The following is a 23487-nucleotide window of genomic DNA, read 5'->3' as shown; positions in this document are numbered from 1 at the left end:
ACACACAACTTTATTATCGGGGGACGAAAATCGGCGGTAGAGACGGCCGTATCACCATGGATGGAAACTCGCATATCGATTCCGGGACGATGGCGACGTACGATCCGGAGACCGGGACGTACGTGGTCGACTACCACGAGACGGGCGATATCGAACTGAGCGTCACCATCGTCCACGCGGTGCTCGAGGCGACTGGCAGGGACGCGACGGACGTGAACCTCAACGCCGTCGTCCAACCGGACGCGCTGAACCGTATTTTCGACGACAGGCGCGACGGGATGCCCCGCGACGGCGGGACGCTCACCTTCGAGTTCGCCGGCTGTCGCGTAACCGTGACCGGTGACGGCGAGGTCCGCGTCGACCCGAACCCGTAGTCACGTCCCGTCGAACGACCCGTCCAGATATCCTTCGAGGCGGTCGGTCCGGCGGGCGGCGTCGGAGAGCCGCACCCGTTCGTCGGAGCGATCGAACACCACCAGCCCGGCCTCGGCCAGCTGTGGCACGTGAACCGACGCGAGCGCCGTGAACGCCCGCGTTCGGTCCGCCTCGGTCGGGGCCTCGGCGTCGGTCTCGTGGGCCGCCAGCCGCGACGCCAGCCGATCCAGCCCCGTCTCGCCGTCCTCGAACAGGGTGCGGAGGACGAACCGCCGGCGGGAGTTGCGGAGCAGCGTTCGGATCGTGTCCCCGTCGAGCGCCGGCGGCGGCGACGCGTCGGCGTCGGACACGTCGACCACCGCGTCGAACAGCGGCCGGAGCGTGTTGATCGTCCGCTCGTCGGTCGCCGTCTCGTCGGCGCGGACCAGAAGAGTGGCGTCGATCCCCGTGACGGTCTGGACCAGCAGGTGGAGAAACTGGAACGTCGACTCCAGGTCGTTTTCCGCGGCGAGTGGGCCGAGGTCGTCGACGTAGACGAGCGTTTCCCGCTCGGTGTCGGCCCAGTCGTCGAGATAGAGCGTGATGGCCGTCCCGAGTCGCGGCAGGTTCTCCGCCTCGGACATCGCGGTCACCGTGATGTCCTGGCCGGGAAGTGACCGACGCGACGGACCGTCGTCGGTCGTGTCCCCGGTGGCGGCCGAGCGGCCGAACTCGGCGAACGTGATCAGGCCGAACGACGCGGGGAGCGTTCCGCGGTTCGCCCGCCAGTCGTCGACGACGTCCACTACCGACCCCTCGACCGAGACCACGAGGGTCTCGGGGCAGTCGGGCGTTACGGCCGCGGTCGCGTCGCTCACGTCGCCGTCCGCCAGCAGGAGCGTCGCAGCCGACCGCTCGACGGGAGCCCCCCCACTCGACGTACCGCTGTTCACTCCCCCCATGACGCTGTCGGGTAGCTATTGTCACGAGGGGTGTATAAAGATGCGGTAGCCCCGGGTGGTCAGTCGTCCCGTCGGTCGAGCGCCGTGCCGTCGTGTGGGCAGTAGTGGACCGACTGGTCCCGGGTGGTGAACTCACAGACCGGCCACGCCGCGAGAGACGAGGAGTCGTCACGTCCGCGAAACAGGACGGGAACGAACGGCAGAAGGAGAACGGCCAGCAAGGTATCGAAGTAGTACCAGGCGGCGATACTCACCGCGACGCTCGCGAGTAGACCGACGGCGGCCGTCGCGGTGCGCGCTTCGACCATACCGGCCGAAGACGGGGGGCAGACAAGTGGCTGGCGGTCGTCAGTCCTCGGCGGCCACGCGGTCCCGGGCGGTGTCGGCGTCGCCAGGTGGGGTCGTCAGCACGTCGATCCGGGTGACCCACTTCACCCGTTCCCAGCAGTCGGCGTCGGGGACCAGAAGGCGGACTGGCCCACCCCGCCCCGTGGGTATCGCCTCGCCCGCCAGACGGGTCGCGAGCAGCGCGCCCCGGAGGCGACCGAGGTCGAATCCACAGGCGTAGTCGGGATCCGCGGATCGAACCAAACCGTGGGTCGCCTCCGGCGCGGGATCCACACGGTCGAGGATCGTTCCGACGCGGACGCCGCGCCACGACCGGTCGGGAGCCCGGTTCCCCGCACACGCCGTCGCGGACCGCATCGACGCGTCGGCGCCGAGGACGGTCACGGACGCCGACAGCGGTTCGGCGACGGCGCCCTCGACGGTCACGGTCCAGCGGTCAGGGTCGGCCTCGTCCGGAGGGTCCGAGTGCGCCATCGCCCGTCGACAAGCCGGCCACGACCGTAACCCTTCGGCCGAAGGCGTTCGGACGCGAACGTGTTCGGGCCAACGGACACCCGTCGGGACGGCGTGGACGACACATGGGCCGAGAACTCGACCTACGCGACCTGCCGCCGAGCGAACGACACCCGAAGATTCACGCCGCGTTCGACGACCTGGCTCCGGGCGAGACGCTGACCATCGTCAACGATCACGATCCCAAGCCGTTGTTCTACGAGTTCCAAGCCGAACGCGACGCGTTCGACGCCGAGAACTACCACACCGAACGGAAGGGTCCCGACGAGTTCGTGGCGAAACTCCCGAAGCGGTAGCCGGGACGCCCCGGCGCCGTTCGTGTCGAAAGATACAACATGTTCTAATTAGATGTAATTACCAGGATGAGCGATTCGACCGTGCGCTCGACGCCCGCGATGCCCCGAGGGGTCGATTACCTGCTCGCGGCGATGGGTCTGGCCCTCTTCGGTGGCATCGCCGTCGGCGTCGTCTCCGCGCTGCCGTTGCGGGTGGCCGCGGGCGTCGGGTCGCTGCTCGCGGCGGGTCCGTTCGTCGTCGCCCTGCTCCGCTTTCCCCGCCGGTGATCACCGACGGCGGAGCGCGACGAGGCCGGCGATCAGCGCCAGTCCGCCGACCGGAACCAACGGGACGTCGAACGGGCCGACCACCGGGACGGGAAGCGAGACGCTGGCTCCCAGGACGTCGGGCACGGGAAGGACGACCCCGAGGAACGGAATCCGGAACCCGTCGGTGCCGTCTTCGCCGGCCGGCGTCGGCGTGGACGCCGACGCGGTGCCGGTGGCGTCCGGCGGCGGCGGTGCCGGGTCCTCGGCCGGCGCGACCACGGTCGTCCCGTTCAGATACTCCACCCCGCTCGCGTCGCGGACGCGGACCCGGACGCGCGTCTCGTCACGAGTGCCCTCGAGGCGCGTGGCGAACGTGCCGTCGGCCCCGATCTCGATCGGCCGGATGTCGATCACCCGATCGGTGGCCGGGTCGAGCGTCTCCACGCTCGCGCTGGCGACCTGACCGCCGGTGATCCGGCCGCGGACCGAGACGGTCCGCCCCCGGACGTAGCCCGTCCCGCGATCGGAGACGCTGATGTTGGGTGCGAGAAACGTCGACAGCGAGTAGTTCCGGCGCCGCTCGTTGAGCGCGGTGTCGTTGGTCCCGATCACAAGTTCGTCGGCCCCGGCCGGGTGGTACACCGTCGTGTCGAACTCGACGCGCTTCCGGTCGGCGTCCGGCACCGTCGGCTGCCGGTAGACGAGTCGGTGGCGGACGACGAGAGACTCGGTCGCCTCCCGATACTGGACGGTCGCCCCGCTGTACGCGGTACAGAACTCCTCCCCGTCGTCGATGTCGAGGACGGCCGTCACGTCACAGACGTTCCGACCGTCGAAGCTCTCCGGATCGGCGTCGGTTTCGATGGCGTCGAGTCCCACCAGCGTCTCGTCCACCCAGACGTCGTGGACCTGCACGCTATCGTTGACCGTCCCCTCGACGTGGAGGCGGGTCGGCGAGACGTAGCGAACGTCGGTCACGTTCACCGTCGGCCCCCTCTCGTCGCCGACGGTGACGACGACGTGGTAGACGGCGATGTTGCCGAGGGCGTCCTCGACGGCGATCCGGAGATAGTTGGCGCCGAGCGCGAGCGTCAGCGTCCGGTTGAAGGAGTCCCCCGGGGACGCGAGGAGGTACTTGTCGAGCCGTTCGGGGTAGGCGTCGTCGTCGACGCCGTCGGTCGGGATCGGGACGTCGGGGTGGATCGGCGCCGTGTCGACGGGGTCGTAGGCGAACTCGGTGCCGTCGTCCGCGGCCCGACCGCCGACGGGGGCGTACTCGTAGACGTGATCGATCCGGACGGCCCGGATCGTCGAGTGGTCGTCGACGGTGCCCGCCACGGTCAGCGTGGAGTTGGAGACCGTCACCTCCGGTAGGTCGTCCGTGACGGTCGAGGTTGGCGTCTCGTCCACGACGAACAGCGGCGGCTCGGCCCCGGGGCGATCCAGTGTCTCTGTGTCGTAGCCGATCGGCCCCCCACGGAGCGGCCCGGCGAACGTCACCGACGGGGCGCGGTCGTCACGGACGATCGTCGCCGTGTGGGTCGTGACGCCGCCGGCCTTGGCGACGACCGTGATCCGATGGTCGCCGTTGCGTAGATCGAGGACGACGTTTCGCTCGACCGAGCGGGCCGACGACTCGAAGACGTGTCTGGTTTCGCCGTCGACCCTGATCTCCACCAGATCGACCGTGCCGCCCTCGGCCGCCGTCGCCGTCACGCCGATCCACGGATCGGTCGGTGTGTGATGGACGTCGCCGAGATCGAGGGGCGAGCCGTCGACCGAGACGCTCACCGACGGCGGGGCGGACTGCGCCGCGGCCGGGCCGCCGAGCGAGACGACTCCGGCACCCACGAGCAGCGTCATCGCCACGACGACCGTGCGTATCTTCATCGAGACCGTCCTCGGTCGAACCCGTAGACGGGACGGGTTATGAGTGGTGTGGTCCAATTATCAGCGCGTGAAGCCGACTCAGCGGGCGGCGGTCGGGAGCGTCCCGAGTTCCACCTCGACGGTTCGCTCGTCTCCGTCGCGAAGGATCGTCAGCGAGACGGTGTCGCCGGGGCGCGTCCGCAAGGCGAGGTAGCTCCCGAGCGCCTCCGTCGTGTCCGTGGTCACCCCGTCGATGGCCAGCAACACGTCGCCGCCGACGGGCACGTCCTCGCCGTCGATCACCGCCCGCTCGCTCGCCCGGAGCCGTCCCGCCGCGGGACCGTCCGACAGTACGTCGACGACGAGCAACCCACGGGGGTCGTCGAGGTCGTTCGCCTCGGCGACGGTCGGCGTGACGGGCGTCAACGCGACGCCGACGAAGGAGTGGTCGAACGACCCCGTCTCGATCAGCGCGGGAAGTACTCGGCGGGCGAGGGCTGCCGAGATGCCGAAGGCGATATCCTCGCCACCGCCGGAGTTGATGACGGCGACGACCCGCCCGTCCAGCGCCACCAGCGGTCCGCCGCTGTTGCCCGGGTTGACCGCCGCGTCGGTCTGGATGGCGTCGGGGATGCTGTAGCCGGTCGGCGCCGGGATCGACCGGTCGATCCCGCTGACGATTCCCGTCGTCACCGAGCCGTCGAGGTCGAACGGGTTGCCGATGGCGACCACCTCCTGGCCGACGACCGCCGGTTCCGTCGCGAGGGCGAGCGGCGACGCCGACGCGGGCAGGTCGTCGACCGCGACGACCGCCAGGTCGCTGTTCGGGTCGGTGCCGACGACCGCCCCCTCGTGCCACCGTCCCCCGCTCGTCCGGAGGTCGACCGCCGCCGCCGAGCCGACGACGTGGGCGTTCGTGACGACGTGACGCTCGTCGTAGACGAACCCCGTACCGCTCCCCGCGTCCGTCCGGAGCAAAAGCACCGAGTCGACGGTGTCGCGGTAGATCCGGGTGTAGGGACTGGTCGCGGTGGACGCCGCGGTCCCCTCGGCCGTCGGCGCCGACGCGCCACAGCCGGCGAGACTCGCGGCCAGCGCGAGCCCGCCCGCTTGCAGGAACCGTCGTCGGCTCGTCGCGTCCTCGGTCATGAAGACTCTGGGGGGTGTGGCCGAAAGTAGGTTGGGGTGGGGACCGGGGTCGGACCCGATCGTGACCGGTGCCAGACGCGGGGGCCGACGCCCGGACTCCGGTAAACGGGCTGAATAGCCGACGTCCGTGGGAGGCTTGGAAACCGACGGGAGTCGGGGGCCGAATAGAGCGACGTGGTCAGCCGTCCGGGTGGTCGTTCCACCCGCTACGATTCGACGTCGCCGTCGAAACGGAATACGGAGACCGATCGAAATTCACCCACTGGCAGTTCCTGGCGAGAGTCACGCTACGGAGTCGACCGTCTCTTCGCCGCAGTGGGGGCAGTACTCGTAGTTTTCGGAGACTGACTCCGTACAGGATCGACAAACGTACTCGGCCTGCGTGCCGTCTGTGAACGTCCGTTTCGCTTCCTCGAACGTCTTTCCGGCTTTCTCGAAGAGACTCATCGTTCGACGGAGGGGCGGAATCCGAATAAGGGTTGGGTGGAAGGGGGGAGTCAGTGGCTTGTCGGACTACAGTGGAGAGTCCATGCGAGAGACGGAGACCGAGTTCGGCACTCCAATCTCGTTTGTTTCGTCGAGAGAGTTCCGAACCAGCCACTCACTGAGCCTGCGCATCGAGCGGTTGTGCCATATGGAGATCACGGCGTTGCCTCGACGGCGAGTTCCGCGAAGTTCTCGAAGATCCGTCCCGCAGTAACGTCCTCGAACGAGAACTGCTCCGGGTCCCATCCGAAATCGTCGACGAGGTTGTCACGATGTGACGCTGTGATCTCCGGATGGAACTGAACCGTCCACATCGGTGCCGTCTTGTGACGAGTCCCGAACACCCGGGCGTGATCAGCCGACGCGATGATCTCCATACCGGTCCCCGTCTCCGTCACCATATCACCATGGAGGGAGACGACGACTGGATCGACGTCGTCGAACAACGGGTCGTCGGCCAGGGTCGCCTCGGTGAGAGTCGCAGTCGTTCCGACTTCCTCGACAGTCCCACCGAGGGCCACGTTGACTACCTGATGACCGAAACAGACACCGAGGGTAGGAATCTCTCGATCGACGAGTTCGTGGACGAGCCTCTCCTGTTCGGCGATCCACGGACGACTATCGGATTCGTAGACGGAAACCGAACTACCGCTCAAGACGACGGCGTTCGCTTCGTCGAGAGGGATCCGTTCACCCGCCACGAAATCGACCTCCTCGGCGTCGGGGAATCGTGTTGCCAACGCGTCACAGTGGTATCCATACGCCGGATCAACCTCGTTGCGAACCACGTACAAATCCACACTTTCGGCGGTCACGTGTTCTACTCGTCGTGTCTGTGGAACATTATACTACCGCTCGAGTCGGACCCGAGCCTGTGTCACGGGCGCTCGCGGTGAGTCGCTCGTCCGTGGTGAGCGGTCGCTCAGTACGCGCTCCGAGTTCAGCGTGGCTGCTGAAGCCCCGACTACGGCCACGATCGCGCCGACGGCCGAGGCTGGTGGGCGTCCGTCCAGCCGTTGCCCGGCGGGTGGCAGACGAGTGTGCGTGACCGTCGGCGTTCGGAGCGGAACGGCCGCGCTTACCCCTCGACCAGTCGTCGCAGTTGCTCGGGCGGGACCGCGCCCCGCGCCGCGTGGCCGTCGTACGCGAACGTCGGCACGCCGGTGATACCCTGCCGCTGGGCGGTCTCGAACAGGTCGTCCAGCCGTTCGAGGAGCGCGTCGTCGTCGAGGGCCTCACGCACGACCGCCGGGTCCAGACCCGCCGTCTCGGCGCAATCTTCGAGGACCGCCGCGTCCCCGATATCGCGGCCGTCGATCCACAGCGCCTCGAAGACGGCCTCGTCGAAGGCCAGCCACGTCTCGTAGGGCTCGTGCTCCTTCACGCGGAAGGAGACGGCCTGTGCGGGTCGGGAGTCGACGTCCGTCGCGATCTCCTGGGCCATCTCGGCGTCGTACTCCTCGCGGAGCCGGCGGACGTTCTCGCGGGCCTGCGCGTAGTAGTCCTCGTCTTTCCCGTCGTCGACGGTGTGGTCGATCTCGCCGTCCGGCCCGCGCTTGCCCGCCCGGAGGTCGAAGGGTCGCCAGTCGATCGCCATCGGTTCGTCGCGCTCCGCCTGATACCGGTCGAGTGACCGTCGTCCCAGATAACAGAACGGACAGACGTAATCCGAGTAGACGGTGAGTTGCTCGCGCGCCTGGGTGTCGCTCATGTGGGCACTCGTCCCTTCGGCGAGTAAAAGAATGCGACCCGGACGGGAGGTGGCCGCGCACGACCCCGCGGCCCCCGCCTCACTCGACGATCACGGCGCCTTTCATCCCCAGCGCCCGGTGTGGCGTACAGACGTACCGGACAGTGCCCGCCGACGAGAACGTGTGTTCGAAGGTGAACCCCTCCTCGGCGGAGAGGTCGCTCTCGAACCCGCCACCGTCGGCGGCGACGTTGTGTTGCTGGCCCTGGCCGGTCCACTCCCAGACGACCGTCGTGCCGGTCGAGACGCGGACCGCCGGGGGGTCGAAGGCGAAGGCGCCGCCGTTGCCCTGCGCACCGACGGCGACGGTGACGCGGTCGCTCCCCGTCTCGTCGACCACCGACTCGTAGTTGTCGACGTTCGAGAACCAGTCGTCGAGACCGGCACCGCCGCCGTCGCCCTCGGTCGCGGTGTCGCCGCCCTCGGTCGTGGTCCCGTCGCTACCGCCGTCGCCGCCGCTGCCGTCGCCGCCGCTACCGCCATCGCCACTGCCACCGCTACCACCGCTACACCCGGCCAGGGCGGTGAGTCCGCCGAGGGCGAGCGCGCTCGTCGACAGTACGACCGACCGTCGTGTCCGCGACTGGGGGTCCGACATCGTTCCGTCCGGACGAACGGGGTGGACGGAGGCGAGGGTTCCCCCGAACACGTTCGTGTCGTCACTCGCCGTCGTCGAGCAGGCCCATGTCGTCTGCGACGAGGTCGGCGAGGCGATCGGTCACAGCGGGGTCGACCTCCGCGATCGACTCGCCGTCGTGGACGTTCTCGTTGTGCCGCGCGACCGCGTCGGCGACCGTCGACAGCGGTACCCGGGTCGTCGTCTCACAGGCCGAACAGATGATCGGCACCGTCGGATCGTCGTCGGTCATCGACGGAGCGTCGCGCTCCGGGGCAAAAAGGGCGGGGAACGGCGCGTCCGACCTGGACCCGGAACGCTTCGGGCATCGCACACGTCGGGTCGGCCGTGACCACCGTCCCGGCGGTTGCGGCCGACCGCCGGCGGCCCAACGGCCCGAGCCACCATCTCGACGACTCGACCGGCTCCCCGGCACCGACCGGCGGTCGGCGTCGAACCGCTGATCGGCCTCCTACCCGTCGTCGGCGACGCGGTCGGCGCCGTCCTCGCGGCGTACGTCCTGTCCGTCGCCGTCCGGACCAGCGTGCCGCGGGCGACGCTGGCGCGGGCGGCGCTCGTCCTCTGGACCGACGCTCCGGCGCCGCCTGTCTCGCCGCGGCAGGCCCCGTCGCCGACGATATGGGCTGGTGACTCGCCGACGCCCTTCGAATGGTAACTTAATTACGCGCGCCGCCCCGTTCGGCGGTATGAGCCTCCTGGACGACGCGCGCCGACTCGCGGCGACCGGCCCGGTCTGTGACGCGTGCCTGGGACGCGTCTTCGCCGACCGGAGCTTCGGGTTGACCAACGCCGAACGCGGCCGGTCCCTGCGCGTCGCCGTCGCCCTCGACGACGACGACGACTTCGAGCCCGTCGACACCGCCGACTGCTGGGTGTGTGAGGGTCGGTGTGACGAGTTCGACGACTGGGCGGCCCGCGCCGCCGACGCCGTCGCGGACGTCGAGTTCGACACCTACCAGGTCGGCACCCGGACGCCGCCGCTGATCGAGGAGAACGAGCGTCTGCTGCGGGCGGAGGTCGGTGCCGATCCGGAGGCGGGCGAGCCGTTCAAGATGGAGTTCAACCGCGAGGTGGGCAAGCGAATCGGTCGTCGCACCGAGGCCGACGTCGACTTCCAGCGCCCGCACGTCCAGTTCGTCCTCGACGTGGCCGACGACCGAGTCGAGACGACGATCAACTCCGCGTTCGTCTACGGCCGATACCGCAAACTCGAACGCGACGTTCCACAGACGGAGTGGCCCTGCCGCGAGTGCGACGGTAGCGGCCGGCAGGGGCGCGAGCCCTGCGACCACTGTGGCGGGACCGGCTACCTCTACGATCGGAGCGTCGAGGGGCTGATCGCGCCCGTCGTCGAAGACGTGATGGACGGCGTCGACGCGCTGTTTCACGGCGCCGGCCGCGAGGACGTGGACGCCCGGATGCTCGGGACCGGGCGGCCGTTCGTCGTCGAGGTGAAAGAGCCGCGCCGTCGACACGTCGACGTCGAGCGCCTGGAGGCCGACGTCAACGCCTTCGCCGACGGCGCCGTCGAGGTGACCGGGCTCCGTCTCGCGACCTACGAGATGGTCGAGCGCGTGAAGGGACTCGACGCGAGCAAGACCTACCGCGCGACGGTCGAGTTCGACGAGGCAGCCGACGGCGACGCCCTCGACGCCGCGCTCGAAGAACTCGACGGGGCGACGATCGAGCAGTACACGCCCCAGCGGGTCGACCACCGGCGAGCGAACCTGACCCGCACCCGCGAGGTGTACGACGCCACGGGCGAGATCGACGATCCCCGGCACGCCACGGTCGAGATCCACGGCGCAGGGGGCCTCTACGTCAAGGAACTGATCTCCGGCGACGAGGGGCGGACCGAGCCAAGCCTGGCCGGCCTGCTCGGGGTCGGCGCCCGCGTTACCGCCCTCGACGTGCTAGCGGTCGAAGGCGAGGACGAGGCGTTCGCGGACGAGGACTACCTCCTGTAGGCGGTGCGTACATACGCGTCGAGCGACTACGAGGAGCATGACCGACGACCGCGCAACCGCGACGCTCGCGGGGGGCTGTTTCTGGTGTCTCGAAGCGCCGTTTCAGGAACTGGCCGGCGTCCACGGCGTCACCTCCGGATACTGTGGCGGCGACACGCCCGATCCCACGTACGAGGCGGTCTGTTCGGGGTCGACCGGCCACGCCGAGGCCGTCCAGGTCGAGTACGACCCCGCCGTCGTGAGCTACGAGGAGTTACTCGAAGTCTTCTTCGCGCTCCACGATCCGACGACTGAGGACCGACAGGGGCCGGACGTCGGCTCCCAGTACCGCTCGGCCGTCTTCTACCACGACGACGAGCAGCGTGCGGCCGTCGAGGCGACCATCGACCGCCTGGCCGACGCGTACGACGATCCGATCGTCACCGAGGTCGAACCGCTGGAGACGTTCTATCCCGCCGAGGACGAACACCAGGATTACTACGCGAACAACCCCCAGCGAGCGTACTGCCAGGTACAGATCCGGCCGAAACTCAAAAAAGTGCGGGAACGGTTCGGCGACCGCGTGGCGAGCGAGTAGCCGCCTAGCCGCCGAGCGTGGCGAACGCGAACACGAGCGCGAGGTACGCGACGACGACGACGACCGACAGCACCGGTACCAGCGAGAGGTAGTCGTGGCTACCGTCGTTGCCGTCGGTCCGCCCCGCCTCGACCGCATCGACGTCGACGTCGCCGGATTCGATGGCCGCGGCGGCGGGCATCACCTCCGGGAGCCCCTTGCGCCGCGCGTCGAGTTTGTTGAGCGCGACGACGGCGACGGCGGTCAGGACGAACGCGAGCGGGAGGGCGACAAAGGGCGTCCGGAGCCCGAAGCCGTACAGGAGGAGAACGATCACGGTGATGCCCGCGGCGGTCGCCGCGAACGGGATCTGCGTGTTGACGTGGTCGATGTGGTCGGAGCCGGCGAAGATCGACGACATCACCGTCGTGTCGCTGATGGGCGAGCTGTGGTCGCCCCAGATGGCGCCGCCGAACAGGACGCCGATCAGCACCGGGAGGATCGAGAGGCCGACCAGTTCGTAGCCCAGCGGGATCGCTATCGGCGTCAGGATCCCCATCGTCCCCCAGGAGGTTCCCGTCGTGAACGCGATGAACATCGCGGCGACGAAGATGATGAGCGGCAGGAAGCTCCCCGGGACGCCGCTGCCGACCATCATGTCGACGATGAACTGTGCCGTCCCGACGCGGTCGGCGGCGAGGCCGATTGACCACGCGAGGACGATGATCGCGATGGCGATGTTCATGGTCTTGAAGCCGTCGATGATCGTGTCGCTCGCGGCTTCGAGGTCCATGGTCCGGAGGCCGAGGGCGCCGACGAACCCGGTCAGCATGAACGCGAAGGCGCCGTACAGCAGACCGAGCGCCACGTCGGTCTCCTGGAAGGCGGTCGCGACGTCGACGCCGGGCTGGTAGCCGCCGCCGAGCCACCACATCGAGACGAGGCCGACGACGAGCAACACCAGGATCGGGGCGAAGAAGTTCAGCAGCGAGGGGTTCTTCTCGCTGGGTTCGCCCACGTCCTGTGAGACGTCGGAGAGCGGGGTCGCGTCCTCGCGGATCGTCCGTCCCGTCTTGCGGGCGCGCCACTCCGCGTCGAGCATCGGCCCGTAGAAGCGCTGGGTGATCGCGATGAGTCCGACCATGAAGAAGGCCATGAAGCAGTAGATGTTCCACGGGATGCTCTGCAGGAACAGGCCGAAGGCGCTCGTGCCCAGTTCGGAGAGGGTGACGTCGACGGCCTCGAACCCGGCGATCACCATCGACACCTGGAACCCGATCCAGTTCGAGACGGGGCCGAACGTCGTCACCGGCGAGGTCGTCGAGTCGAGGACGTATGCGTGCATCTCCCGCGAGGACTTGTTCTCTTGGGAGAGTTCCCGCGTCGCGTTCCCGGTGACGACGGTGCTGGTGTAGGAGTCGAAGAAGATGAACACGCCGATGAGCCAGGTGAGGATCTGTGAGTCCCGTGCGCTGTCCACCCGATCACCGATCCACCGCTCCAGGGCCAGGATGCCGCCCGAACGGTAGATGAACGCGGCCCCTGCCCCCATGAACATGATCAGCAGGATAAACTTCGTGTCGAACGGCGATCGGACGACCTCCACGAGCCAGTCCATGGTGAGCGCGGTGGCCGCGATCGGGTTCCACCCCGCCACGATCAGTGCACCGATCCACACGCCCGCGAACAGCGACACCAGAACCTGCCGGGTCGTCATCGCGAGGACGATCGCCAGCAACGGTGGCGCCAGCGCGAGCACTCCGTACGACGTTGCCATAGCCACCGGGAATGGTCGAGTGATTCGAATAAAGTTTGGGGTGTGTTCTCATGTGCCGAGATTTTGGGGCGCCCTCGTCGGACCGTCCGGGCCGGCGGTTCGGCCGACGGCGCCACGTTCACCAGATTTTTCAGTCTCGACCTGTGGTCCGACGGATATGTCGGGGACGCGAACGGGTGACTGTCGTTCGATGGAGAGTGATGGTCCAACGAGAGGACGGCCACCGGTCCGCTCGGTCGCCGGTCACGGGACGGCCCCGAACCGGCAGGTATCGAGGGATACGTCGCGATGACCGGTGGGACGTGGACACGCCCGGCCGCGGCGGCGATGACCCTGTTGCTCGTCACGGGTGGCCTCGGGACGTTCGTCGGGCCCGTCGCCGCCAGTTCGGGCGGTAACCCGGCGCCGACGGCCGATCCGGGGACCCTCGCCGTCTCGGTAACCGACGGCAACGGGGTCGCGAACGCGACGTATCGGGTCGACACCGCCGCGGGGACGATCAACGCGTCCTACGCCGGGGCCAAGCCCGACGTCAACGTCTCCTATACCGACAGCGCGACGGCCATCCAGTTCGCGCTGGACAACGCGACGGCCGAGAACGACACCGTCGTCGTCGGTGGTGGGACGTTCAACGGGAGCGTCGACGTCGATTCGACGGCCGGAATCGTGCTCGACGGCGGGTACAGCCGACTCGACGGTGGCGGTGTTTCACTCGGATATCCCGCCGTCAACGTGACTGTCGACGGGGCGACGGTGCGGAACCTCACCGTCGTCGACTCCGGAGGCGACGGAATCGGCAGCCTGAGCGCCGCCGACGTGACGCTCCGGAACGTCGAAGTCATCGACAGCAACAACCACGGCATCGACTTCGCCAACGGGACCATCCGGAACACGACGGTCGAGGGCGGGAGCGTCGGCCTCTATCAGGGGATATCGAACGGCTCGACCGTCGCGGACGTGACGATCCGACAGGCTTCGTCCACCGGTCTCGAGATCGACAGCGCGAACCACACGATTCGGGACGTGACGGTGAACAACACCACCAGCGGTAGTGGAATCCTCGAAGCCGGCGTGAACAACACCTACGAGAACGTCACGGTCACGAACAGCAGCACCGAGGGGTTCGAGGTCGGGATCTCGGAGTCCGTCAGCACGAACGCGACACTCCGGAACGTGACCGTGGAGGACAACGCGGCGAACGGGATCATCGCCAACGAGGGCGACGGCGTCCTGCTGTCGAACGTCACCGCCGTCGACAACGGGGAACACGGCGTCCGTCTCGAAATATCGGGAACGGTCCGCCATCTCACCGCGACCGGCAACGACTGGGACGGACTCAAAACCACGTTCGGCAGCGACGGCGCGACCATCGTCGACGTCACCGCGAAGCGAAACGGCGACGGAATAGAGGTCAGCGCGGCCAACACGACAGTTCGAGACGCGGTCGTTACGAACAACAGCGACTACGGAGTGAGCGCGACGGGGTACGTGAACAACACGTTCGACGACGTGACGATCACTCGGAACGGTCATGCTGGAATCAGACTCGGCGAAGGGGGGTCGCTGGTCGACAGCGTCGTCCGGAACAACGCGCAGGACCACGACTGGCAGCCGGGAATAGGGGTGAGAGGGAAGAACGCAACTGTCCGGAACGTGACGGTCCGGAACAACGCGAATACGGGTGTCGGAGTCGAGGCGGCGAACGTCGTCGTCCGGAATCTGACCCAGAACGGGAGTAGCGGTACCGGTACCGGTTTGGCGGTCGACGCCAGCAACGTGACCGTCGACGACGTGAGCGTCCGGAACAACCTCCACTACGGCCTGCACGACCAGAGTGGGGACAACGCCTTCTCGAACGTCACCGCCGCCGACAACGGTGACTCGGGGATCAAGGTCGCGAAGGGGACAGTTCTGACGGACAGCCGTGCGTCGAACAACGGCGACGGCTCCGAGTCCGGCGTCAGGGTGGACGAACGGAACATCACGCTACGGAACGTGACGGCGACGGGGAGCCCCGAGGGATTCAACGTGCGAGAGCCGAACGCGACCCTCACCGACGTCGTCGCCCGGAACAACAGTCAGATCGGGTTCAGGGTCAAGGATCGAAACGCCACCCTGACCGACGTCGTCGCCCGGAACAACGCCGACGGGATCAGGATCGTCAACGACGGGTTCGACGCGACCCTACGGAACGCCACGGTCGCGAACAACTCGGGCGACGGCGTGTACCTCGAGGACCGAAGCGCCAGAGGACTCCTGATCGCCAATGCGACGGTACGGGACAACGGGAACGCCGGAATCAACGTCAGCCCCCAGACCGGGTCGCGGATCGTCGACACGACGCTGACGGCGAACGGCGGGCCGGAGCTGAACGTGCGGCCGACCACCGACACCTTCGAGGTGTCGCCGGCGCCGCTCGACGCCTCGAACGTCGCCGTGGGAGCGACGACGTTCGACGCCATCAAGGCGAAAAACGTCTCCTTCGAGGGGACGGTTGCGTCGCCGTCCCCGGGTGACGGGCGGAAGCGAGCGAGGACTGTCGGGGAACTGAGCAGGTTGGATGCCGGCGCGTTCGCCGACGTGACCGTCGACTACACCGCCAACGACACGCTCGGGCTGCAGGAATCGAGTCTCGTACTCGCCCGTTACGACTCGGCGTCCGGATCGTACGCGACGGCCGCGAGCACGCTCGATTCGGCGGCCAACACCGTCACGGCCAACCTCACGACCTTCGGACCGGTCGTCGTCCTCGGCGATCCCGAACGCGGCGAGGGCGGGACCGTCGTCGACGGCTCCTCGACCGGGACGCTGGACGTGAACGGCACGGAGGTCATCAACGCGAGCATCGGGTACACGGCAGGGCAGAGCGGCACGGCGACGGTCAGCGATCTGTCGTCGAAGCCGTCGGCCGTTCCGAACGCGACGGAGGCCGACGGCGTGGACGTGAACCGCGTGGCGTCGTACGTCGAGATCACGGCCCCGGAATCGACGAGCGACGCGAACGCGACGGTGGACGTCGTCGTCGACCGGGAGTCGGTCGTCGACCCGAACGAGACGCAGGTGTGGCGGTACGTGGGCGGCGGGAACGGCTACCAGCCGCTCGCGACGCAGGTGCAGAGCGTGACCGAAAGTCGCGTGCGGCTGACCTTCGAGACGCCCGGATTCTCCGTCTTCGTGATCGGCGATCCGGCCACCGACTCCGGCGGCGAGAACGGGGGCGACGGCGGCGGGAGCGGCGTCGGGAGCGCCATCCTCGCCGGCGAGCGCTCCGTGACCCAGCGGCTGTACGACGGGGCCGCACGGCGGGTCACCGTCGCGTTCGACCGGGCGACGAGCGGCACCGTCTCCCTGGAGGCGGTCGGCGGACTGCCGGCCACGGCCCCCGAGCCGAACGGCCGAACCGTCGCGGCCGTCGACGTGTCGGTGCCCGACGAGGCGGCGGATCGGCCGGCGACCGTCGAAGTCGCGGTGCCCCGGATCGCGGTCGAGGACGCGGGCGTCGAGCCGTCGGCGCTACGCGTCGTCCGGTTCGACGGCGGAAACGACCTCCACCGCCTCGACACCGAAGTCGTCGCGACCGACGACGAGACGGTCGTCGTCGCGGCCGAGACACCCGGCTTCTCCACCTTCGCGGTGATCGCGCCGGCGGATCGGGCGACCCGACCGACGGCGGGGACGGAAACGACGCCGACGCCGACCCGCACGCCCGACGGGTCGCCGACGGCGACGACCGGAGCGATCACGCCGACGGCGACGGGGGAACCGGCCGACGGGGCGGCTGCGAGCCCCGACCCGACCGAGGGGAGCGGGAACGGGTTCGGGGCGCTGGCGGCGCTCGTGGCTCTCCTGGCCGGTGGCGTGGCGATGCGCCGGCGCTGAGGGCGCCCCCGAGACGCCGCTCCGGCCCCGGTCGGCACCGAGGGAAACGGTTTTTGAGCGCCCGCCACGGAGAGGGTGTATGACGGCCCGGACGCTCGTGATCGTCTGTCTGTTGGTTCTCGCGGGCTGTACGACGCCGTTCGAGCCGTCGGCCGCGACGGGGACCGACACGGCTGGACCGACGGCGGGCGGGGGCGCGACGCCCTCGGCGACGCCGACGGAGCGGGTCGGGACCGCCGCACCGAGCGCGAACCCCTGGGGGGACGAGCCGATCGTGGTGGCGGTTCGCGACGCGGGCGAGCGTGACGGCGGCGTCGAGTCGGTCGTCCGCGAGGCGACGCGGTTCTGGGAGGAGAACGACGACGCGTACCTCGGGTTCCAGGTTCGATACGAGGTGCGATCGGACGCGCGGAATCCGGACCTCGTCGTCGCCGTCACCGACCAACTCCCGGAGTGTCAGGGGGTGTCCGACGCGGTGGGATGTGCGCCGCGTCTCACCGACGCCCGGATGGTCGACCGGCCGGAGACGGTGTGGGTGAAAGCCGGACTCTCGGATCGATCGACGACGCTCGTGACGAAACACGAACTCGGACACACGCTCGGCTTAGACCACGGTGACGCCCCGCGGTCGGTGATGCAGGCGCGGTCGGTTATCTACACCGAACCACAGCCGAACGCGACCGAGCGCGCCTTCCCGTGGGCCGACGGCGACTTTACCGTCCGGGTGGACGCCGAGAACGCCTCGAACCCGGACGTGGTCGACCGGCAGGTCGGCCACACGCTGTCGTACTACGAGGCCGACGCCCCCGGAATGCCGGACGACCTCTCGTTCTCCCGCACGGGGGCGTCCGACGCCGAGATCCGCGTTCGGTTCGGCGAGGCGGAGAACTGTCGAGCGTCGAGCGGGTCGTGTGTCAGCACCTACGGCACCGACCCCGACGGCGACGGCGCCATCGAGACGTACACGCGAGTCGAGATCACGCTGGTCGGACTCGACGCCGACGCGGTGGGGTGGCACGTGGGCTACTGGCTGGCACACGCCTTCGGCGCCGAGGCCGACGGGGAGAAACCGCCGCCGTTCCGCGACGCCGGCTACCGCGAGCGTCGGAGCGCGTGGTGGGAGTGATGGACGCCGAGCGTCTCGACGCGGCGCTCGCCGACGCCTTCGACGCCGACGCGGGCGAACGACGGGCGGTGGTCAGAGGGGTCTGCGATCTGGCCGACTCGGGGCGTCTCCGCGCCGATCGGGGAACGCCCGTGACCGTCGAGACGGTGATCGCGGAACTCGGCGACGCGCCCGAGGGGACGTCGCTCGCGACACGGTGGAACTGGTGGCTCGGCGCGCTCGACCTCGCGTACGGCGGTGACTACGTCGAGTTTCGGGTGCGGCGCTACGAGGACTGACCCGCGTCGTGGACGGCATCGGTGCGTTCGGATGGGCCGGGCGTCGAACCGACCGGCGGCGCCGCGAACACTCCCAACGCGGCCGCCGTCCCGACCGTGGGGATTTTTCTACGTCCCGGTCACAGCACCCCCGATGAAACGCCGACGACTCCTCTTCGGTCTCGCGGGTACGCTCCCGCTCGCCGGCTGTACGGGGGGTCCCGGGGACCGCATCACCGCCCTCGCGGTCAACAGGGACGGTGGGGGAGAGGCCGTGGCGACCCGGCCGCTACCGGGTGACCGTCCGCGTCGACGGCGAGGCGCGGATCGCCCGGTCGTTTCGGGCCACGGCGCCGTTCAATCAGCTCGACGCCGTCGTCGCCGCCGACTGCGGGGTCGCACTGAACCGCGGGCTGGCGGGTTACGGCGCCCGCTCGCCGGCGGGAACCGTCGTCTCCAGCCAGTTCTCCTCCGGCGGCAGCGGGCAGGAGAACGCGTCGCTGAACGCACAGAACGGCGTGTACGCCAGGTTGAAATCGAGAGTGATCCGATCGCCGTCGGCGAGTTCCCGATCCGGCGACAGCTCCATGTAGCGGCCGCCGCGGTACGTCTGCTGGCCGGTCGTCTTGTCGCGGAAGGGGACGAACAGTTCGTCACCGGTCCCCCCTTCCTGCCGGTAGCCACACAGGGTGTGGGTCTCGCCATCGAGGTCGACGGTGAACGTGACTGCCCGCAGGTAGCGCACGGTGCGCCCGTCGCTCGTCTCCATCTCGACCGAGTCGGGGTCCTCGTGGACGGTCACGGTGGCCTCGACGCGGTAGGTCGGATCAGGCTCGAAGTAGTCGAGGCCGTCGAAGTCGTCGCGCTCCTCGGGTGGGAGCGGCGACGCCCGGTCCTCCGCGAAGGCTCGATCCTTCTCGGCGCGGTTCGCACGCAGGCGCTCGGCGTAGTCGTCGGTCATACGTGTCGTTCCGCGCCGACGGGTTTCAGTCCAGCGACCGGCGGTCCCGCCGACGTCGACACAATCAGGTATCACCGGCGTCGGGGAACGCCTTTATCGGCGCCGATCCTACGGCGGCGTATGCGAACCGAAGCGCTCGGTCGACGGCACGGTTCTCGATCCGGGGGCGACCCGGCGTGAGCGAGCCACACGGGAGTCAACCCCTCCTGACGGACGGAACGCCGCTCGACGAGGCGGCCGCCGCCGCCGTCCTCGTCCACGGGCGAGGGGCGACGGCGCGGAGCATCCTCCGGATGGGCGGGGAGTTCGACGCCGAGGGCGTGGCCTATCTGGCGCCCCAAGCCGCCCGCAACACGTGGTATCCGAACCCCTTCACCGCGCCCGTCGAGTCGAACGAACCCGGGCGCTCGTCGGGGTTGGACGCCGTCGCGGCCGCCGTCGAGCGCGCGACCGACGCCGGGATCCCGACCGACCGGACCCTCCTGCTGGGCTTCTCGCAGGGGGGCTGCCTCGCGAGCGAGTTCGTCGCCCGCACCCCGACCCGGTACGGCGGCCTGGCGGCGCTGAGCGGCGGCCTGATCGGCGAGCGGATCGACCCCGAGGCGTACGACGGCGACCTGGACGGGACGCCGGTCTTCCTCGGCTGTAGCGACGTGGATCCCCACATCCCTGCCGAGCGGGTCCGCGAGACGGCGACGGTGTTCGAGCGGCTTGGCGCCGACGTGACGACGCGACTCTACGAGGGCATGGGACACACGGTCAACGCGGACGAACGCGAACACGTCTCGTCGATGCTGGCGGCGCTCGTGGCCGCGGAGTGAACCGCCGGCGCCGGTGTGTCACGCGTCCGCGTCGCGCAGGTTCTCGTCGAGGAAGCGCAACGTCTTCCCCCAGGCGTCCCGCGTGTCGTTCGGGCGGAAGCTCTCGCCGCTCGGGTTGGCGAAGGCGTGACCCGCGCCCTCGTAGACGTGTATCTCGCGTTCGACGCCCACCTCGCCGAGCGTCCGGTCGAACTCGCGGACGGTCTCGATATCGACCACCTGGTCCTCGGAGCCGAAGATCCCGAGAACGGGCCCGTCGACGTCGCGAAGCGTCGACTCGTCGGTCGCGAGGGTCCCGTAGTAGATGACCGTCGCGTTCAGATCGGCGTCGCTCAGGCTCAACTGGAGGCTCTGTCCGCCGCCGAAACACCAGCCGAGGCTGGCGACCTGTTCGGTGGTGTCGGGGCGGTCGCGCAGGCCCGAGACGGCACGGCTCATCTTCGAGACGGCGACGTCGGGGTTCTCGCGGACCTGCCCGGAGAGACGACTCGCCGTCGAGGCGTTCGTCGCCACCTCGCCGTCGTAGAGGTCGACCGCGAAGACGACGTAGCCGTGGCCGGCGAGGATGTCGGCCATGTGCTCGATGTTCTCGTTGAGCCCCCACCACTCGTGGATCATGACGACCGCGGGGTAGGTGCCGTCGTCGGCGGGGCGGGCGAGATAGCCCGGCGTCCCGTCGACGGTCGTCCGGGTACTCGTGATGGCCGAGAGGTTCTCGGCGTCGAAGATGTCGGCGTTGCCGCCGGACGTGACGGCCTCACAGGAGCCGTTCTTCTCGATGGTCCCGGGCTGACAGCCGGTGTGAGGGGTCTGGGTGTACGAAGCCTGTGCGGTCGGCGCCGGGGTCGGGGTGGGCGTCGACGTGGGGGTGGGCGTCGACGTCGGCGCGGCAGTCGGCGTGGCGTCGCCGGAGTACACTCCCGAACAGCCACTCAGGAGCACCAGCGCGGCGACGAGAACCGAGACGGGGCGTGAGCTGGACATTTCGTGTTGGGAAGGGAACGGGTCGGCAAAACCGTGTCGCCGGAACGGCGGGTCGTCACTGCCAGTTCGTATAGAAGAGGACGGCGATCCCGACGGCCTCCAGCACCTGGAGGATCATCATGACCTCGACGGCGAGGGGCGGCATCGCCGGCGCGTTGAAGTAGAAGTACAGCGCCACGACGTTCTCGGCGAGGAGGAGGACGGCAAACAGGATGAGCCCGCGAAGTATCGAGCCCGGGACCTCGCGGTAGTTGCGGATCCAGATGCGCAGCAGGCCGAGCAGTAGGACGACGTTGATTCCGGCGGCGACTCGCGCCGCGTCGACCATCAGGCTCACGACGGTCCCCCCGTCCTCGGCGCGTTCGTTCGGCTCGTGGTGGCGGTGCGGATCATTCTCTCAGGTTGGTGAAGATATCTTCGACGGTGTCCCAGTGGTTCCGAGTGCGTTCGCTGGGGAGGTAGACGGTGCCGTAGCTCTCGTCGCCGCTCGTGACGAGGTCGTGTTCCTCCAGTACGTCGAGGTGGTGTCTGACGGTGTTGTACGCAAGATCCAGATCGTCGGCGAGGCGGTTGGCGTTCCGTGGACGTTCGTCCAGCGCGCGGAGGATCCGGGCGCGGTTCGGCCCGCCGCGGGTCGCCGCGAGGACCTGCCAGAGCACCACCTCCATACACGTTCACCTCCCGGGGAGGCCACAAATAACACCCCGGTCTTCGACGCGCGTGTGGGAACCGACCGGAGACTGCCCGGCGACCGGCCGCATCGACGGGCGGGTGGCCACGAGCGTCGTCGCATAGGTGGAGGTTGACTGTCGAGCCCTTAGTGGTTGTGCATGGGTGATCGACGGTTCGACACGTTCGACGCCGACGCGACTCCGACGACGACGAGTGAGGCGAGGAGCCCCGTTCTCCGCCCGGAATTGCGAGAGATTCTAGTCCGAATCACGAAAGCAGTTATTTGTCTGTCATACTGCCCTGCGACCGGACGATGACGGACTCCACAGACGCGACACGACGACACGTACTCCTCGGACTCGGGACCGCCGCGACTGCCGCCCTCGCCGGCTGTGGGAGTGGTGGCGGCGACGCGACCGCGACCGACACCGCGACGGAGACGGCGACGGCGACGGAGATGGAGACGACGGCGACGGAAACCGAAACGGAGACCCCCACCGGTTCGGCGAACCTGCGGGTCGCCCACCTCTCGCCAAACGCCCCGAACGTCGACGTCTACGCCGACGGGAGCGCCGTCCTCGAAGACGTCGCCTTCGGCGCCGTCAGCGATTATCTAGAGGTTCCGGCCGGCGATCGCCAGCTCCGCATCACCCCCGCCGGCGACGACGGCACGACCGTCTTCGAGGGGGCGGTGCCCGTCACGGTGGATACGGACTATACGGTGGCCGCGGCCGGCGAGGTCGGCGACATGGCCGATCGACCCTTCGAACCGCTCGTCCTCGAAGACGACAACACGGCACCGGCCGACGACATGGCCCGGGTTCGGCTGGTCCACGTCTCCCCCGACGCCCCCGCCGTCGACGTGACGCTGGCCGCCAACGGCGACACGCTCTTCGACGGCGTCGCCTTCGGCGACTCCGGCTACGTGACCGTCCCCGCCGGAAGCCACACCCTGCAGGTCCGGGGGGACACCGAGGCCAACGACGGCGACGTCGTCGCGGAGTTCACCCTCGACGTCGCCGGCGGCACGGTCTACACCGGCTTCGCCGCGGGCTATCTCTCTCCCGACGACGAACCCGCGGACACGCCCTTCGACCTGTTCGTCACCAACGACACCGACGGTGGGATGATGGAGATGACCGACCCGGCGAACCTGCGGGTCGCCCACCTCTCGCCGAACGCCCCGAACGTCGACGTCTACGCCGACGGGAGCGCCGTCCTCGAAGACGTCGCCTTCGGCGCCGTCAGCGACTATCTAGAGGTTCCGGCCGGCGATCGCCAGCTCCGCATCACCCCCGCCGGCGACGACGGCACGACCGTCTTCGAAGGGGCGGTTCCCGTCGAGTCCGCGAGCGATTATACGGTGGCCGCGGCCGGCGAGGTCGGCGACATGGCCGATCGACCCTTCGAACCGCTCGTCCTCGAAGACGACAACGCGGTCCCCGACGACGACATGGCCCGGGTTCGGCTGGTCCACGCCTCCCCCGACGCTCCCGCCGTCGACGTGACGCTGGCCGCCAACGGCGACACGCTCTTCGACGGCGTCGCCTTCGGCGACTCCGGCTACGTGACGGTTCCGGCCGGCGACTACACGCTCCAAGTCCGGGGTGATACCGAGAGCAACGACGGCGACGTCGTCGCGACGTTCGACGTGAGCCTCGCGGGCGGCACGGTGTCGACCGGCTTCGCCGCGGGCTATTTCTCCCCCGACGACGAACCCGCGGACACGCCCTTCGATCTGCTCGTCGCCCGCGACGCGGGCGGCTCGATGGATGGCGACGACGCGGGCGGGAGTATGCGCAGAACCGGCCCGCGACCGGCGACACTCCGCATGGACTGATGGGCGCGTTGCGGGTGTCTCGCCCTCCCCCGCT

Annotated in this window: 26 protein-coding genes and 1 pseudogene; 12 read left to right on the top strand and 15 right to left on the bottom strand. The window is 69.0% G+C overall.

Going from position 1 to position 23487, the window contains the following annotated elements; translation table 11 throughout:
- Nucleotides 1-56 precede the first annotated feature (56 nt).
- Nucleotides 57-374: a HalOD1 output domain-containing protein gene (locus tag NBT82_RS18235; RefSeq protein WP_251329513.1), complete on the top strand. Its 318-nt coding sequence runs from the start codon at nt 57-59 to the stop codon at nt 372-374.
- Here NBT82_RS18235 and NBT82_RS18230 read toward each other — a convergent pair whose 3' ends face one another.
- Genes NBT82_RS18230 through NBT82_RS18220 form a run of 3 tightly spaced genes read right to left on the bottom strand, consistent with a single transcriptional unit; the run spans nt 375 to nt 2138 of the window.
- Nucleotides 375-1316 carry a DUF7504 family protein gene (locus NBT82_RS18230; RefSeq protein ID WP_251329512.1) on the bottom strand — a complete coding sequence of 314 codons (942 nt, stop codon included), beginning with the start codon at nt 1314-1316 and terminating at the stop codon, nt 375-377.
- A gap of 59 nt (nt 1317-1375) precedes the next feature.
- Nucleotides 1376-1624, bottom strand: coding sequence for a hypothetical protein (locus NBT82_RS18225; RefSeq protein ID WP_251329511.1), 249 nt, complete (start codon nt 1622-1624; stop codon nt 1376-1378).
- A gap of 40 nt (nt 1625-1664) precedes the next feature.
- On the bottom strand, nt 1665-2138 hold the full coding sequence (locus NBT82_RS18220) for a molybdopterin-dependent oxidoreductase (RefSeq protein ID WP_251329510.1): 474 nt from the start codon (nt 2136-2138) through the stop codon (nt 1665-1667).
- 104 nt (nt 2139-2242) lie between these two features.
- Between NBT82_RS18220 and NBT82_RS18215 the strand changes: the two genes are divergently transcribed.
- Together NBT82_RS18215 and NBT82_RS18210 are read left to right on the top strand one after the other, a co-directional pair.
- Nucleotides 2243-2473, top strand: coding sequence for a DUF2249 domain-containing protein (locus NBT82_RS18215; RefSeq protein WP_251329509.1), 231 nt, complete (start codon nt 2243-2245; stop codon nt 2471-2473).
- A 66-nt stretch (nt 2474-2539) separates the two neighbouring features.
- Nucleotides 2540-2740 carry a DUF8015 family protein gene (locus NBT82_RS18210; protein ID WP_251329508.1) on the top strand — a complete coding sequence of 67 codons (201 nt, stop codon included), beginning with the start codon at nt 2540-2542 and terminating at the stop codon, nt 2738-2740.
- Here NBT82_RS18210 and NBT82_RS18205 read toward each other — a convergent pair whose 3' ends face one another.
- The 7 genes from NBT82_RS18205 to NBT82_RS18175 form a co-directional block, all read right to left on the bottom strand.
- Nucleotides 2741-4612 carry a hypothetical protein gene (locus NBT82_RS18205; RefSeq protein WP_251329507.1) on the bottom strand — a complete coding sequence of 624 codons (1872 nt, stop codon included), beginning with the start codon at nt 4610-4612 and terminating at the stop codon, nt 2741-2743.
- 78 nt (nt 4613-4690) lie between these two features.
- The gene (locus tag NBT82_RS18200; protein WP_251329506.1) at nt 4691-5740 is read right to left on the bottom strand and encodes a S1C family serine protease; all 1050 of its coding nucleotides are present in this window, start codon (nt 5738-5740) and stop codon (nt 4691-4693) included.
- A gap of 282 nt (nt 5741-6022) precedes the next feature.
- Complete coding sequence (locus tag NBT82_RS18195) at nt 6023-6187, bottom strand: zinc-ribbon domain-containing protein (RefSeq protein WP_251329505.1); 165 nt, start codon at nt 6185-6187, stop codon at nt 6023-6025.
- Nucleotides 6188-6381: 194 nt separating this feature from the next.
- Nucleotides 6382-7041, bottom strand: coding sequence for a type 1 glutamine amidotransferase (locus NBT82_RS18190; RefSeq protein ID WP_251329504.1), 660 nt, complete (start codon nt 7039-7041; stop codon nt 6382-6384).
- 263 nt (nt 7042-7304) lie between these two features.
- Nucleotides 7305-7937, bottom strand: a complete 633-nt coding sequence (locus tag NBT82_RS18185; protein ID WP_251329503.1) for a DsbA family oxidoreductase — start codon at nt 7935-7937, stop codon at nt 7305-7307.
- 79 nt (nt 7938-8016) lie between these two features.
- Nucleotides 8017-8574 carry a halocyanin domain-containing protein gene (locus NBT82_RS18180; RefSeq protein WP_251329502.1) on the bottom strand — a complete coding sequence of 186 codons (558 nt, stop codon included), beginning with the start codon at nt 8572-8574 and terminating at the stop codon, nt 8017-8019.
- A 61-nt stretch (nt 8575-8635) separates the two neighbouring features.
- Nucleotides 8636-8845 (bottom strand): DUF8149 family protein, encoded by a 210-nt coding sequence (locus tag NBT82_RS18175; protein WP_251329501.1) that lies wholly within the window; start codon nt 8843-8845, stop codon nt 8636-8638.
- Between the two features lie 114 nt (nt 8846-8959).
- Here NBT82_RS18175 and NBT82_RS18170 point away from each other — a divergent pair, with 114 nt between their 5' ends.
- The 3 genes from NBT82_RS18170 to msrA are packed head-to-tail and all read left to right on the top strand — an operon-like array spanning nt 8960 to nt 11157.
- Complete coding sequence (locus NBT82_RS18170; RefSeq protein WP_251329500.1) at nt 8960-9268, top strand: DUF4112 domain-containing protein; 309 nt, start codon at nt 8960-8962, stop codon at nt 9266-9268.
- Between the two features lie 31 nt (nt 9269-9299).
- Nucleotides 9300-10580, top strand: a complete 1281-nt coding sequence (locus NBT82_RS18165) for a tRNA pseudouridine(54/55) synthase Pus10 (RefSeq protein ID WP_251329499.1) — start codon at nt 9300-9302, stop codon at nt 10578-10580.
- A 37-nt stretch (nt 10581-10617) separates the two neighbouring features.
- The gene (msrA, locus tag NBT82_RS18160) at nt 10618-11157 is read left to right on the top strand and encodes a peptide-methionine (S)-S-oxide reductase MsrA (protein WP_251329498.1); all 540 of its coding nucleotides are present in this window, start codon (nt 10618-10620) and stop codon (nt 11155-11157) included.
- A 4-nt stretch (nt 11158-11161) separates the two neighbouring features.
- Here the strand turns inward: msrA and NBT82_RS18155 are convergent, their stop codons facing one another.
- Nucleotides 11162-12853 (bottom strand): Na+/H+ antiporter NhaC family protein, encoded by a 1692-nt coding sequence (locus NBT82_RS18155; RefSeq protein WP_345780702.1) that lies wholly within the window; start codon nt 12851-12853, stop codon nt 11162-11164.
- 348 nt (nt 12854-13201) lie between these two features.
- Between NBT82_RS18155 and NBT82_RS18150 the strand changes: the two genes are divergently transcribed.
- From NBT82_RS18150 to NBT82_RS20460, 4 genes and pseudogenes are all read left to right on the top strand, one after another.
- Nucleotides 13202-16792 carry a right-handed parallel beta-helix repeat-containing protein gene (locus NBT82_RS18150; RefSeq protein WP_251329496.1) on the top strand — a complete coding sequence of 1197 codons (3591 nt, stop codon included), beginning with the start codon at nt 13202-13204 and terminating at the stop codon, nt 16790-16792.
- Nucleotides 16793-16871: 79 nt separating this feature from the next.
- Complete coding sequence (locus tag NBT82_RS18145) at nt 16872-17918, top strand: matrixin family metalloprotease (protein WP_251329495.1); 1047 nt, start codon at nt 16872-16874, stop codon at nt 17916-17918.
- Nucleotides 17918-18196, top strand: a complete 279-nt coding sequence (locus tag NBT82_RS18140) for a WNWW family protein (RefSeq protein ID WP_251329494.1) — start codon at nt 17918-17920, stop codon at nt 18194-18196. The genes NBT82_RS18145 and NBT82_RS18140 overlap by 1 nt, the downstream gene beginning before the upstream one ends.
- A gap of 239 nt (nt 18197-18435) precedes the next feature.
- A pseudogene (locus tag NBT82_RS20460) lies at nt 18436-18576 on the top strand (Ig-like domain-containing protein); the annotation flags it as partial.
- 20 nt (nt 18577-18596) lie between these two features.
- On the opposite strand, the gene NBT82_RS18135 reads toward NBT82_RS20460, so the two are convergent.
- Nucleotides 18597-19136, bottom strand: coding sequence for a DUF1684 domain-containing protein (locus NBT82_RS18135; RefSeq protein WP_251329493.1), 540 nt, complete (start codon nt 19134-19136; stop codon nt 18597-18599).
- 176 nt (nt 19137-19312) lie between these two features.
- On the opposite strand from NBT82_RS18135, the gene NBT82_RS18130 reads away from it, so the two are divergent.
- Nucleotides 19313-19957, top strand: a complete 645-nt coding sequence (locus tag NBT82_RS18130; protein WP_251329492.1) for an alpha/beta hydrolase — start codon at nt 19313-19315, stop codon at nt 19955-19957.
- 18 nt (nt 19958-19975) lie between these two features.
- On the opposite strand, the gene NBT82_RS18125 is transcribed toward NBT82_RS18130, so the two are convergent.
- The 3 genes from NBT82_RS18125 to NBT82_RS18115 all read right to left on the bottom strand — a co-directional run bounded on the left by NBT82_RS18125 (nt 19976) and on the right by NBT82_RS18115 (nt 21609).
- The gene (locus NBT82_RS18125) at nt 19976-20941 is read right to left on the bottom strand and encodes a dienelactone hydrolase family protein (RefSeq protein ID WP_251329491.1); all 966 of its coding nucleotides are present in this window, start codon (nt 20939-20941) and stop codon (nt 19976-19978) included.
- 55 nt (nt 20942-20996) lie between these two features.
- Complete coding sequence (locus tag NBT82_RS18120) at nt 20997-21269, bottom strand: DUF8036 family membrane protein (protein WP_345780701.1); 273 nt, start codon at nt 21267-21269, stop codon at nt 20997-20999.
- Nucleotides 21270-21330: 61 nt separating this feature from the next.
- Nucleotides 21331-21609 (bottom strand): ArsR/SmtB family transcription factor, encoded by a 279-nt coding sequence (locus NBT82_RS18115; protein WP_251329489.1) that lies wholly within the window; start codon nt 21607-21609, stop codon nt 21331-21333.
- Between the two features lie 317 nt (nt 21610-21926).
- On the opposite strand from NBT82_RS18115, the gene NBT82_RS18110 reads away from it, so the two are divergent.
- Entirely contained in the window at nt 21927-23453 is a 1527-nt protein-coding gene (locus NBT82_RS18110) for a DUF4397 domain-containing protein (protein WP_251329488.1), read from the top strand.
- Nucleotides 23454-23487: the final 34 nt, after the last annotated feature.

Origin of the sequence: Haloplanus sp. HW8-1 (assembly GCF_023703795.1) — an archaeon.
GTDB lineage: Archaea > Halobacteriota > Halobacteria > Halobacteriales > Haloferacaceae > Haloplanus > Haloplanus pelagicus.
Note: the sequence above shows the minus strand (reverse complement) of the source record. Positions and strands in the feature narration are given on the sequence as shown.